This window comes from Leptothoe kymatousa TAU-MAC 1615, assembly GCF_018739865.1.
GTDB lineage: Bacteria > Cyanobacteriota > Cyanobacteriia > Phormidesmidales > Phormidesmidaceae > Leptothoe > Leptothoe kymatousa.
Genome location: NZ_JADOER010000013.1, coordinates 19858 through 33030 on the forward strand (window position 1 = coordinate 19858; position 13173 = coordinate 33030).

A 13173-nucleotide genomic window follows, 5' to 3' on the forward strand; every position below is an offset into this window, starting at 1 on the left:
GAGCCTTTCGCCTCATGTGGGCTGCCACAGTTGTGTTTTACGATTGCTAACGTAACACAGTTCACTCAACACATCCAGGGATGCACCCCAGTTTTTTCAGACCATAGTTTGTCCAAACTTGGGATGCACTTCAACACGGCTACACGCCCTTTTCAATTTAGCGAGTGCCAAAAGTCATGTTTATGTCCATGACTTTTGAATAGTCAGAGATATTACTGATGCCAGATGTCCAAATCTTCTTCTGTCCGTAGGATAGTAGGAGTCACGAGCGCAGTGCTTTCTTGAAAATTAAATATTGAAAATATCTTATTGCTAGGAAGACGATGCGAGCATTTTTAACAGCAACGCTTATTTTGGTGCCTGGTTCCGCCCTGGCCCAAGTGCCTGACGCCATTCAAGTTCCTGAAATAGCCCAGGTTTCTGAAATAGCGCAAGTTCCTGAAACTGAAACAATTCAAGTTCCTGAAACAGGTTTTTTGAATCGACAAATTACCGTCGATGGTACTGACTATGATTATCAAGTCTATATACCACAAGACTATCAACCCACTGAGGAATGGCCCGTAATTCTCTTTCTCCATGGTACCGACGAAGTCGGTGACGCAGGATTACGACAAACCCAAGCCGGTCTGGGCAGCGCCATTCGCAACAACCCCGAGCGCTGGCCAACAATAGCGATATTTCCGCAGCTCCCCGTTGAGGCCGATCTAATTTGGCGTGATGTTACCGGGCAGATGGCCATGGATGCTTTGGATGCAACCATGGAGGAGTTTAATGTGGATGATTCACGGATATATCTCACCGGGATTTCGTTAGGTGGTGAGGGCACTTGGTATTTGGGGCACAAACATCCAGAACGGTTTGCGGCACTGGTGCCCATTGCTGGTTATGTTGAGGCCATGGATGGTTTTGATTCATTTATCCCCGCTTCTAGCCCCAATATTTACGAGGATGTGGCAGAACAAGTGCAAACACTGCCCGTGTGGATTTTCCATGGCGACAAAGATAAGGTGGTGCGGGTGGAAGAGTCTCGCCTGATGTATGATGCGCTGAGCTCTGTAAATGCAGATGTACACTATAGCGAACTTATCGGGGTAGAGCACAATTCTTGGGATATGGCATACGCCGATGCAGAGCTGCCGAAGTGGTTATTGGCCCAGGATAGGGATCAAACGGCAAAGGCTTCACCCAGGGGGCCGATGATGATTAGAAATAGCAGCTTTGATCCATCGCCTCCACTGTTGCGGGCGCTCTCTCTCTTCTGGAATCGTATGGCCAGTATTTTACAATAGCCACAGTCTGTTTATTCCCTAGCGAAGCGAACGCACCAGCGGCGCGAATCTACTATTGCCCGAGTTTATGGAAATAGGGAGATTTGGAGGCACATCCCTTACCTGTTTGGAACTGTAGATATGGCTGAACTGACAGGAAACTTTGATTGCATGTTTGATGCTGGCAGTGGTGAAAGATGCCCTGCCGCCCATGGGAAGAAGAGTGATAATTTGATTGAACTCAACTTTTCCAACCGTGATACTAAATGCAGTGATCTGTTATTGAAGAACAGTGTGCAAATCCTGGGTGTCGAAGAAAAATTGGGAAATCGAGCACCGTTGAAAATACCACCATTGCGTTCAAATGAATTGGATTAATAATGCCAGGATAGTGTCTACCTTGGCCGTTGTGCTTTTGCATGTCTCAGCCGTGGTTTTGTCTGAGAATGCTGTTGGCAGCGAATATTGGTGGTTTGGCAACGGGTTTAGCAGTCTCGTTAGGTGGTGTGTGCCAGTTTTTACCATGATCAGTGGGGCACTGCTGTTAGATCCAACCAAGCAAGAGAGTCTATCAAAATTTTATTCAAAACGACTCTCTCGGATTTTAATCCCCATGGGATTTTGGTCACTATTTTTTTTGGGTTGGACCTTTTTCCATGGAGTCATCGATGGTGCGCCACCCAACGGTCTGGAGCTATTCACCAATCTTTTGAGCGGACTGCCCTACGAGCACCTTTGGTTTCTCTATATGCTTTCAGGCCTATATTTGTTTGCTCCATTCCTACGCAAAATCATTGCAGTCTCTAGCCATCGAGAACTGACGGCATCCATCATTTTTATGTTTGTCGTTGCCGGAATTAACTTTGCACAGCTCAGCTTTTCGGGGGTTTACCGACCTAGTTTATTTTTAAACTGGTTTCTCTTATACATTCCATTCTTTTTCATTGGCTATGTTATCCAGCGAGATCAGCGCACATTTTCCCAGACAATGCGCTGGGGGACGTTTACCCTGTCTACTTTACTAACTTGTTTGGGATATTACTTTGCCCTGACCAAAAACGAACTGCTGCCCGACGGCTACTTCCATGGTTATCTCAGCATTACGGTGATTCCGATGTCAGTTAGCGTTATGTACCTGCTGAAATCGTGGGATAAACCAATTTTGAATCAGCAACTGACTAAACAAGTGGCCCTACTTACGTTTGGGGTGTATCTAGTCCATCCTATTTTTGTCGAAATCTTGAATAAGACTAACTTTATCAGAGTGTTTCATCCGGTGATTGTGATCCCGTCTGCCACCGCACTGATCTTTATGGCGTCCTTATTCACGTCTTGGCTATTTCATCAGGTCCCCTACCTGCGTAAGACAATTTAATTGCGAGCTTGCTCGCACGGGGTTGCATCTTTTTAACCACATTTTCAACAATAATTTAATCAGCCTCTACCATGACTACGGCAACAAAACCTGTCCCCAAAGAGCGAGGGAAAAAGTTTTTTAATTCGATCAATTATTTTAGGGGCATTGCCATTATTCTAATTGTGTTGGGCCATTCTTTTGACTTAGCCCACTGGCAGATCAGCAGCGGTTTAGAACAGTTTGTTTATTCATTGAGCCTAAATGGCACCGTCTACTTTATCTTTATCTCAGGCTTTCTCTACTACCAGGTTTTCTACCACCGGTTCAATTATAAAAAGTTCCTCACCAAGAAAATCCAATACGTACTAGCCCCCTATGTCCTATCCTCCTTGATTCCTATTTTGTACGCCATTTTCTTTAACGATGGTGGCCCCACCTTGCCTGATGCACTCAAGGACCAACCCCTAATGGCCATAGCCTGGTATTTGCTTACGGGCAACGTGATTTTGGCCTATTGGTACATTCCCATGGCCATGCTTTTATTTGCCATTTCTCCCCTAGTCAATGTAGTGATCCAGTCCGGTCAATTAATGCCCTGCATTGTGGGATTAATGCCCATTTCACTGATTGTTCATCGCCCCATTGAAAATCTAAATGCGGTCCACTCGCTGATTTATTTTCTTCCCGTCTACCTAATTGGCATTTGGAGTTCAATTCATTATAAACGTGTATATGGGTATCTAAAGGACAACAAAAAGAGAGCTTTCCTTGCGGTGTTGGCCATTGGCCTGGGGCTGATACAAGTCTATGTCTTAAAGCATCCGGGCAACTTCCATAAGGAGTTTTTTGCGCTGACGGTGATTGACGTCAACTTGCTGCAAAAGATAGCTCTCTGCTTTTTGTTTCTCTCTATCCTGGAGATGTATGAAGACGAAGAAATTCCAAGTGTTGCAAAAGTGGCTGAAACCAGTTTTGCCATTTATTTCATCCATCCCATGGTGCTAAATGGAGCCTTTACCCTGGTGAGCAAATGGAATTGGCAATACGAAGGAAATTTTCTAGTCTGGCTGATGGTTGGCTGGGCAACAGTCCTGGTTTCCATGGCCATTGCCTATGGTTTCAAAGCCCTATTGCGCAAAAAAAGTCGTTATTTAATTGGCTGGTAAGCAATCTGTCTTGGGTTTATGGGGCCCACTCCCATGGGCCATCAATGCCCCTTGCTGATACACAAAACTCTGGTTTTTAGCGCGTAGCCTGTATTTGGGATTAATAATAAAACAGATATCAGGCAACTTCATGGCCCATGGGGCCAAATAACATTAGTTCAAAGATCAAGCAACTTTATGGCCATGGGGCCAAATAACATTAGTTCAAACGTTCTGGTTGCCATAACTGCTTTTCAAGTATCGCAATGGATAGGCCCCTTTTAGGTTAGGGTTGACCAGGCTTCAGTTTTTCAGATAGCTTAGGCCTGGTCTTTTGCCATCACTGGCTTGGACAATGAATCAGTTAACGCGCCATATATCGATAGTCTGTCAATGAAGTCACGCCGAGAATCAGCCACGCCAAATTTACTGTATCAGCGCTATCGAGTGATAGCGTTAGCGGTGTATGGGGCGATCCTGTTAGCAGGGCTAGTCGATTGGAGCTATGGCGGCATCAGTACAAGGGCTGTTATTTCTGCCCCCGCTATCTATCGCTTTTTGGCCTTGGAAACTATGGTGGTGGGGCTGATTGTCCTGGAATGGCGGGCGGTGGGCAGTGGTAATTTTGGTAAGTATGGCCAGGTCGAATGGCTTGCCTTGTTGGCAAGGCTTTTACTTGTTGTCGGTGTTTCCTTGGTAACAGCCCTTTACTATACGGAAATATTGCTGTTACCAGTTTTGCTGTATTGCTATTTAGCTGTAGGGAAGCGTTGGAGCTATTCCATTGCCATTTTGGCCGTAGCTGCACTATTTAGCTTGAAACTATTTGGTACATTGCCGCCACCGAGTGCTCGACCAAGAGGAGGGCCGCCGCCGCCTAGCTATGGAGAGGTTCTGCCATCACCTAGAAACCATGCTCCCCCGACGCCTTCCGGTCCCAGGGGAGATTATCGCCCTTCTATTGGCCGCACCATAAATCAAGGTATGGAGCTGCTGATTACGGCATTCTTTACGTTGTTGTTAGCCCGAGCCATGCTGCAAGCCATTCAGGCTCAGCAAAAACTGACGGGGCTGCTGACTTCCCTTGAAGCATCCAATACCCAGCTCAGGGAATATTCCACCCAAATTGCTGATTTGGCCACCACCGAAGAGCGCAATCGTTTGGCCCGAGATATTCACGATAGTTTGGGCCATCACCTGGCTGCAATTAATATTCAGCTGGAAAAGGCCAATGCCTATCGCGACCGGGATCTCGACCGTGCCTATGGGGCCGTTCACCAGGCCCAAAGAGCGGCGCAGGATGCCTTAAAAGATGTGCGCACATCGGTGGGGAGTCTGCGGCAGGATAGTGCTCCGTTTTTATTTGAAGAGGCTTTGAATGATTTAGTCAAACGCATGGATCACAGCAAGCTAAAGTTGGAGCTGCGCCAGTCGGGGGACAGTTCACGCTACGAAAAGCTCAAGCTGATAATTTTGTACCGTGTAATTCAAGAAGGGCTCACTAATGTGCACAAGCATGCCCAGGCGAGCCAGGCGATCATCACGGTGGACTTTGGTCCGCAACAAGTGACTCTAGAGTTAGCTGATAATGGCTGTGGTTTTGATGCAGAGAGTTGGATCAACAATGAAAGGAAGCAAACCAACCAGTCTGGTCATCAAGGGTTAAGGGGTTTGCAAGAACGGCTAAGTTTGGTAGGGGGTACGTTCGCTATTAAAAGTTGTCCCCAAATGACAACTCTCATTGCTAGAATTCCCCACGCCAATGCGCAGATAAAAAATAATTTTCGATACACAGGAATATTATGACCAAGAAGATTCGGGTTTTGCTGGTGGATGACCAGTATTTAATTCGAGAAGGCATTGCTTCTCTGCTTGAGTTAGCGGATTTTATCGAAGTGGTGGGGTTGGCAACGGATGGGGAAGATGCGATCGCAAAGGCCCTAAAGCTGAAGCCCCACATTATTTTGATGGATGTGCGCATGCCTGGGATGACGGGGGTGGAAGCCACCGCCAAAATCCGCCAGACCCTGCCCCACTGCGAAGTGATTATGCTCACCACCTTCGATGATGAAGAATACGTTCTGCAAGCGCTTTTGGCAGGGGCCTGTGGGTATCTAATGAAAGACACTCCCCCCCAAGATTTAGTGCAGGCGATTCAGCTGGCCCACTCGGGGGTTTATCAGCTAGCCCCTAAAGTGGCAGGCAAGCTGGTGGGATCCCTCAAGCAAAGAACAACGTTCACCAAATCTGACTTTCAAGTGGCTCAAGTTGATGTTCCCCTAACCGAACGGGAGCTGGAAGTGCTCAAGCTCATTGCCAATGGCAAAACCAATAAGGGGATTGCCCGGGCCCTAAATGTCACTGAGGGGACGGTCAAAAACCATGTGTCTAACATTTTGACGAGACTAGAACTGCGCGATCGCACCCAGGCGGCCATCTATGCCGTGGAAAATGGATTGAGTTAAACCGCTAAGGCGTTTGCTGCCTAATAACACTCCTTAATCGTCAGAAACGATCCCAAGAGACAATCCCAAGAGACATTTGATTGTGATATCTGGGGGTCGTACCGACCCCATGGGGCTATGGCCTATGGGCGTTGCCATATTTTATGTAAATTCCAGGCCAAAGGCTTCATCTAACGATTATTGCCACCTACTTTGATGTGGGCGATAATGGGCGGGCAAAATACCGTTGCCAATTTAAATCCCCCAAAAACTATGACTAACAATCCACCGAAGTACAATGTCTATGGTCTTGGTAATGCCCTGGTGGATATTGAATGCGCCCTGTCAGTGGAGACCCTCGCCGCCATTGGCATGGACAAAGGGGTAATGACCCTGCTGGACGAGCCCACCCAAAATACGGCCATTGCCCAGCTAGACGGTGCCGCCACCAAGCAGGTGTGCGGCGGCTCGGCGGCCAATACCATCATTGCCATTAGCCAGCTCGGTGGCCAAACCTACTACGGTTGTAAGGTGGCGGCCGATGACTATGGTAAGTTTTATACCCAAGATTTAGTCGACTGTGGTGTGGATACAAACCTCACGACCCAGACCGCAGGTGCAGGCATTACGGGGAAGTGTCTGGTGCTGGTTACCCCCGATGCCGACCGTACCATGGGGACATTTTTAGGAATTTCGGCGGAGCTATCAGAGGCGGATTTGGATGGGGATGCGATCGCAGCGTCTGAATACACCTACTTCGAAGGGTTTCTCGTCAGTGGGGACAACAGCAAGCAAGCGGCCATCAAAGCCCGGGAACTTGCCAAAGCCGCCGGTCGCAAAGTGGCCATGTCCCTATCGGACTACAACATGGTGAAATTCTTTCGCCCTGGCCTATTAGAAATGATTGGCGACGGCGTAGACTTACTCTTTGCCAATGAGTCCGAAGCCCTGCTAATGGCAGAAACAGAGGACTTTGCCGCCGCCATCGAGCACACCAAAACCCTAGCCAAAACCTTCGCCATCACCCGCGGCCCCCAAGGGTCCGTTATTTTCGACGGCGAACAACTGCTCGAAATTGCCCCCCATCCGGTGAAAGCCATAGACACCGTCGGTGCCGGCGATATGTATGCCGGCGGTGTGCTATACGGCATTACCCACGGATTAAGCTGGGCCAAAGCAGGAGACCTGGGTTCCATGGCCTCAGCTAAGCTCGTCACCGCCTACGGTGCCAGAATGGCCACCCCAGAACTACAGGCAATTTTGAAAACAGTAGTCGGCAGCTAGAACAACACCTGATTAATAACGTCCAGTGTTAGCAACCATTCCTAACACTGGATTAACTCAAGCGATTGGGGGTATCTTCTGGGAATCAGAAGAATGTCCAAGCATGGCTTTTTTAGAATGCGTATAACTGTAGCTGTCAATATCTTTTCGTTAGGCAGCCAAAACCATACGCCATGAATTTAATAGTCAGCAAGCCTTTAGAAAAGGCCATTGCGCTTTGTTTTTCTTTAAGTCTGTTAGCTGGGTGTGATGCGGACGCTCCAAACCATGCCATTTTTCGTAAAACGCTTAATCCATTGCACCAACAGATCGAAATTGGTATGGATAAAGCTGAACTAGATACTGTTGTTGCAGCTTATCCAAATTTAGACACCTACGAATATTCCTACGATGAGTTTCACAGTCTTGACTTCGATCTAGAAGGTGAAACGGTAGAGGGACTCATAGTACAATTAACCATGGGAGGAGATCCGACAAATGCTGGGGTCCAATCTGTTTGTTTTATTAAAGTTCTACTGAGAGACAATGTAGCAGGAGACCTCCAGGTTACTAACGTTGCCAACGTTGCCTGCCCAGCTTAGGGGACTGCGCAAAAACAATGGCCCAGGTAAGGTATTTGCACGAAAACAAGGTCCCCACAAAATTCTGTTATTGCAACGTCCTACCCTTGGCAAGGGTATTGCTTATTCGTTGAATCTGTTTTCAATTTGTTCTCGATTTCGGTCCAGAATCCACGTATTGTGTCTTTGATAAAGCGGTTCTAGGGGCTGTCGGGTCAGCGAAACAACATCCATGCCTCGATCATCATAGAGATTGAGCACAATTTGTTTATCATGGTTAAGGAAAAAGAGCTGCCCAGACAGCGAAGGCGTTCTGTTACTGAAATCCTGATTGACCATCGCATGCAACAAATTCTCATAGGCAATGTCTCGGGTTTGTAATTGAGAAATGGTCACGCGCCGCCAACGCTCACGATTGTTTGTTCGATCCTCCACATAAAGATCTCCACGGGTCGAGTATTTTATGACCTTAGCGTCAACGGCTTTGATTTGCCTAAAAAGATAATTGCTTCTATGGATCTTTTGACGTCCGTAGGCATAAATCTGTAAAACCATAGAGATCCTGTCAGTGGGGACAAAGGCTGACTCAAAAATAGCTACAGCTCTTTGCCGAGCAATATCAAAATAGTCTTCGTTATAAATAAAATTATCGCGGTCTTTCCAAACTCCGAGTGTCGCTGGGCCAATTTCCAATCGTAGACCAAAGGGACAGCGATAGAAAAGTGGCATTTCTAATTTGATATCCATGGCTATGAACCGCTATGGCAGTTTTGGCGCTCCGCTTGTATTTCAACACCATAGCAACCAAAGGCAAAACCTTGGCCACAGCTGACCCGCTTTCGTCAAAACGGGCAAATTTAAGTGAATCTACCGAGAAAATTCTCAGTGGATTTGCGTATTCACCGAAACGCTTACAACGACGAAGAAACGCCCATGGAAATTGGGAAACCTAGGGTAGGTATCCTCAGGGCATTTCCTAAGTCAGCAACGGCAGACAGGTAAATGCCCTTAGGGCTCCAAGCGCATCCGCAAAAGCTACATCCTGCTCTACTAAACCGCCCATGCTAAATCGTCGTACTTTTTTCGGTTATAGTCTGCTATTCCTCAGCGGGTGTGCTTTTACCCAAACGGGTAACTCTGTTCAGGTAAATAAACCTAGCCGTCTGCGCTTTGCCGTTACCGACATCAGTGGCTCAGATGAGCTAGAGCAGGATTTTGGCCCCTTTCGTCAGGCCTTAGAAACAGTATTGCAGCTCCCGGTTGAGTTTTTCCCGGTTAGCAATTTCCTAGATGCGGCGCCGGCCCTGCTGGCGAATGAGCTTGATTTTGCCATGGCCGGCCCTTCCGAATATCTGCTGCTCAAGGCTAGGGCCAATGCAGTGCCCATTGCCGGGGTAACCCGCTCAGACTACTATTCCGTTTTTGTTACCCTGGCCGATAGTGATGTTGCAACCTTGGCAGACTTAAAGGGTAAAAAAATTGCCATGTGGTCCGAGGGCGCAACCGCAAGTCACATTGTGCCAACGAAGATGCTGCTCGATGCGGGGCTACAAACCGATGCCTATGAGGCACTTATGTTGGGAAAAGATGGCGTTGATGCTTTATTAAACGGTGAGGTGGATGCCTGGGTGACATCCCACACCAGATACCAGAAAAATTTGACGCAGCTAGGGCGCAAGGACGACGTTAAAATTGTGGCCCAAGGTGAGCCTCTGCCACCGGATATCTTTGTTGCCAATCCAAATTTAGACCCAAGCTTTTTAGCGGACTTAAAGGCACAGATGATTGCCAACAAAAGTACTTTAATACCAGCGTTGTACGAGTCGGGAGCCAATCAAAAGTTTAAAGCATCAGATATGATTCTGGTGGATGACTCAGATTATCAGCCGTTGCGCGATAGTTATTATGCCATTGGTCAAGGGTCTGCTATTGAATAACACTCCAGCCAACGGGGTCTCTTTTTCCTCAATGCTCAAATCTTTTTCCCAAGTTACCCACTGGCTAAGTACTCGACTAGGGATACATCGGAGTATTGCGAAAAAGATCAGCGTGGGCTACACCCTCGCCCTAGGAACTGCTGTAATTGGCACGGTTAGCGGCCTCATGGGAGGGTTTTATTATGAGTATCCGGCCCGTATGCAAAAACAGAGAATCTTGAAAAAGAAGCAACTGCTGAATGACTTTGAAAATCAGTTGCTAAAGCTGGAAATGCATCCCCTGAGGATATTGTCCCTGGCCGGTAAGGACACTATTTGGCTTCAGTACGAAATCAGTCAACATCATTCTGATCACAGGCTCATAGAACAGCTGCTGGTCGAAACTGAACAATTAGCGGCATCCGATGAACAGATTTCTGCGGAACTCACTGTTTTATTGGAGGATTCACGTTTTACCATTCATGCCCATCATCGGTTTAGCCAAGAGCTTTGGGCCCAAATAGACGGGGTAAACGAAAAAAAGGCTGCCCGAGAATTGATTTCAGAAACCCTTAGCAGCGACCGGGCCAATCTACTGTCAACCCAGTTTGAAAAACTGTTTGAAAAGCTAACCAGGTTGCAGCAAACGGCCGACCAGCGATATGGCCAAGCAACGGCTCGGCTAGAACAGGCCGAACGGCTTAGGCTAATGATTATTGTCACCAGTATGGTGCTTTCCATTGGTTTCGCCATTGTGCTTGCTGCTTTTACCAGTCGGGCAATTGCTAAACCCATTGAACAACTCACCACAGTGGCACGCCAGGTAACCCGGGACGGCAATTTTCAGCTACAGGCAGATATTCATACCCAAGATGAAGTAGCCCTACTGGCCAATGCCTTAAATCAGTTGGTCAGTTGGACCGGCGAATATACCCATGAGTTAAATAACGCTCGACAACATTTAGAACTGCGGGTACAAGAAAGGACCGTCGCCCTACAGCAGTCTGAGGCCTCCCTACGGCAGCAGACTGAAGACCTACAACAGGCACTGGTGGATCTGCAACAGGCGCAGCTGCGGTTGATCCAAAGTGAAAAGATGTCTAGCTTGGGGCAAATGGTGGCGGGGATTGCCCATGAAATTAATAACCCCGTCAGCTTTATTTACGGCAACCTGGAGCATGCGCTGGGCTATACAGACGATGTGATTCGATTGCTCCGGCTATATCAAGAGAGTTATCCCAATCCGACCGTAGCAATTCAAGACACCATCGAGGATATTGATCTCTCCTTTTTACAAGATGATTTTCCAAAACTGATTTACTCCATGCAAAATGGGACAGATCGGATTCGTGATATTGTTCAATCGCTACGAACGTTTTCTCGGTTGGATGAAGCTGCCGTTAAACACGTTGACCTCCACGATGGCATTGAAAGCACGCTGGTGATTTTAAATAACCGTTTGAAACCAACGGCTAATTCACCAGAAATTCAGGTGATTCGTCACTATGGAAAGCTCACCCCCGTTGAGTGCTATGCCGGGCAGCTCAATCAGGTATTTATGAATATTTTGAGCAATGCCATTGATGCCTTAAAAGAGGCACCGAGGGCCAATCCAACCATTACCATTACCACCTATTCAATCGATCCTGAGTGGGTGGCGATTCACGTTGCAGACAATGGCCCTGGCATTCCCGATGCCATTGGTGAGCGCTTATTTGATCCGTTTTTTACAACGAAAAGTGTTGGTGAGGGCACCGGCATGGGCCTTTCGATTAGCTACCAGATTGTGACGGAAAAACACAACGGCCACCTAAGTTATCGGTCGGCGGTGGAACAGGGGGCTGAGTTTGTCATTAAGCTACCCGTTGTGCTCCATGGATAAGGCCGTTGCAGATTTAGAGTGTTTCCGGTTCAGAGTCAAAGCCACCGGCTTTTAGCACAAACTGAATGTAGGGCGAATACAGTTCGGGTTCTAATAAAAACGAGTCATGGCCCTTATTTGAGTGCACCGTAATATATTTAACCGGGACTTCGGCCCCTTCTAGGGCTTTGACAATGGAAAACTGTTCTTCTGGATAGAAACAAACGTCTGAATCAATGCTGAAGATAAGATATTGTTGATGCCCGCAGTTCTGAAAAATTTGAGGCGTTACTGCCTCCAGGCTATAGCTTTGCCACACATCCATAATGCGTAGATAGCTGTTGGCATCAAAGCGTTCGGCGAACTTTTTGCCCTGGTAAAACATGTAGGACTCAATGGGGGTGGAGAGTTCGTACCACTGACCGGCAATGTCTTGGTGGAGCACCTCCTGCTTGGCTCGTTTTTCTAGTACTTCCAAGGAAACAAAGGTTTTGTGGGAGATCATCCTGGCCAGGATGATGCCCGACTTTGGCAAGGGGCCATCGTAGTAATCGCCATGATTAAAATTAGGATCGTTGCGAATGGCCACAATTTGCTCAAAGTTTTGCACCCGCTGCAGCACGGTTGTTTGAAACCCGGAGGCCATGGGAATAACTGTTTTGACCCGATCTGGAAACCGAGTGGCCAACAAGATGGACAGCATTCCCCCCAGGGAGCCCCCCACCGCCGCATATAAACATTGGATGCCCAGATGCCCTAATAGGCATAGCTGACTGCGGACGATATCTTTCGCGCTAATTTGGGGGAAACTGCCGCCGTAGGGTTTCCCCGTTTGGGGATTGATGGACCGGGGGCCGGTGGACCCGTAGCAGCTGCCTAGATAGTTGATGCAGATAACAAAATAAATATCGGTATCCAGCGCTTTGCCGGGGCCAATAAAGTCGTCCCACCATCCGGTCACACATTCCTCGGTCCATAGGGGTTCCACCCCCGGAATTGCTGTGTTTATGCCGGCGGCGTGTTGACTGCCGGTGAGGGCATGGAAAACCAAAATGGCATTGCTGGCTTTTGCATTGAGGGTGCCATAGGTCTCGTAGGCTAGGGTGACGGTTTCTAGGCACTCCCCTGAGTCTAGGGTGAAGGGTTGGGGGATGTGGAAGAACTGAGTTGTAATGGGACCGATGGTCATTTTATGGATGTAAGGATATGTTGTTGTCTAGCATCCTAGATTTTGCCCCCAACCCTCAAGTTTGGAGGCTTTGAGTATAGTCTCTCCCAGACTTGGGGGCTACCGTGTATACATAACTGGAAGATTATTGGCATAAAGAATGACCA

The 13173-nt window shown here is 47.7% G+C and carries 12 protein-coding genes; 10 read left to right on the top strand and 2 right to left on the bottom strand.

The genetic code is table 11. The annotated features are described in order from the left end of the window. The first annotated feature begins 323 nt into the window (after positions 1 to 323). The 8 genes from IXB28_RS14680 to IXB28_RS14715 all read left to right on the top strand — a co-directional run bounded on the left by IXB28_RS14680 (position 324) and on the right by IXB28_RS14715 (position 8082). A complete protein-coding gene (locus IXB28_RS14680; RefSeq protein ID WP_215619355.1) occupies positions 324 to 1292 on the top strand; it encodes a carboxylesterase family protein in 969 nt (322 codons plus the stop codon). A 120-nt stretch (positions 1293 to 1412) separates the two neighbouring features. After that, on the top strand, positions 1413 to 1649 hold the full coding sequence (locus IXB28_RS14685; RefSeq protein ID WP_215619356.1) for a murein L,D-transpeptidase catalytic domain family protein: 237 nt from the start codon (positions 1413 to 1415) through the stop codon (positions 1647 to 1649). Then, positions 1636 to 2646, top strand: a complete 1011-nt coding sequence (locus IXB28_RS14690) for an acyltransferase (RefSeq protein WP_215619357.1) — start codon at positions 1636 to 1638, stop codon at positions 2644 to 2646. Before IXB28_RS14685 ends, IXB28_RS14690 begins: the two co-directional genes overlap by 14 nt. Positions 2647 to 2717: 71 nt before the next feature. Further along, positions 2718 to 3794 (top strand): acyltransferase family protein, encoded by a 1077-nt coding sequence (locus IXB28_RS14695; RefSeq protein WP_215619358.1) that lies wholly within the window; start codon positions 2718 to 2720, stop codon positions 3792 to 3794. Between the two features lie 372 nt (positions 3795 to 4166). Further along, a complete protein-coding gene (locus tag IXB28_RS14700) occupies positions 4167 to 5579 on the top strand; it encodes a sensor histidine kinase (RefSeq protein WP_215619359.1) in 1413 nt (470 codons plus the stop codon). Further along, entirely contained in the window at positions 5576 to 6238 is a 663-nt protein-coding gene (locus IXB28_RS14705; RefSeq protein ID WP_215619360.1) for a response regulator, read from the top strand. The genes IXB28_RS14700 and IXB28_RS14705 overlap by 4 nt, the downstream gene beginning before the upstream one ends. 252 nt (positions 6239 to 6490) lie before the next feature. Next, positions 6491 to 7501 (top strand): adenosine kinase, encoded by a 1011-nt coding sequence (locus tag IXB28_RS14710; RefSeq protein WP_215619361.1) that lies wholly within the window; start codon positions 6491 to 6493, stop codon positions 7499 to 7501. Positions 7502 to 7674: 173 nt separating this feature from the next. Then, positions 7675 to 8082 carry a hypothetical protein gene (locus IXB28_RS14715; protein WP_215619362.1) on the top strand — a complete coding sequence of 136 codons (408 nt, stop codon included), beginning with the start codon at positions 7675 to 7677 and terminating at the stop codon, positions 8080 to 8082. Between the two features lie 102 nt (positions 8083 to 8184). On the opposite strand, the gene IXB28_RS14720 is transcribed toward IXB28_RS14715, so the two are convergent. Then, positions 8185 to 8808: a DUF3885 domain-containing protein gene (locus IXB28_RS14720; protein WP_215619363.1), complete on the bottom strand. Its 624-nt coding sequence runs from the start codon at positions 8806 to 8808 to the stop codon at positions 8185 to 8187. A gap of 314 nt (positions 8809 to 9122) precedes the next feature. Between IXB28_RS14720 and phnD the strand changes: the two genes are divergently transcribed. Together phnD and IXB28_RS17150 are read left to right on the top strand one after the other, a co-directional pair. After that, positions 9123 to 9998, top strand: a complete 876-nt coding sequence (phnD, locus tag IXB28_RS14725; RefSeq protein ID WP_215619364.1) for a phosphate/phosphite/phosphonate ABC transporter substrate-binding protein — start codon at positions 9123 to 9125, stop codon at positions 9996 to 9998. Between the two features lie 31 nt (positions 9999 to 10029). After that, complete coding sequence (locus IXB28_RS17150; protein WP_216863051.1) at positions 10030 to 11859, top strand: ATP-binding protein; 1830 nt, start codon at positions 10030 to 10032, stop codon at positions 11857 to 11859. A 13-nt stretch (positions 11860 to 11872) separates the two neighbouring features. Here the strand turns inward: IXB28_RS17150 and metX are convergent, their stop codons facing one another. Further along, positions 11873 to 13027, bottom strand: coding sequence for a homoserine O-acetyltransferase MetX (metX, locus tag IXB28_RS14735; RefSeq protein WP_215619365.1), 1155 nt, complete (start codon positions 13025 to 13027; stop codon positions 11873 to 11875). Positions 13028 to 13173: the final 146 nt, after the last annotated feature.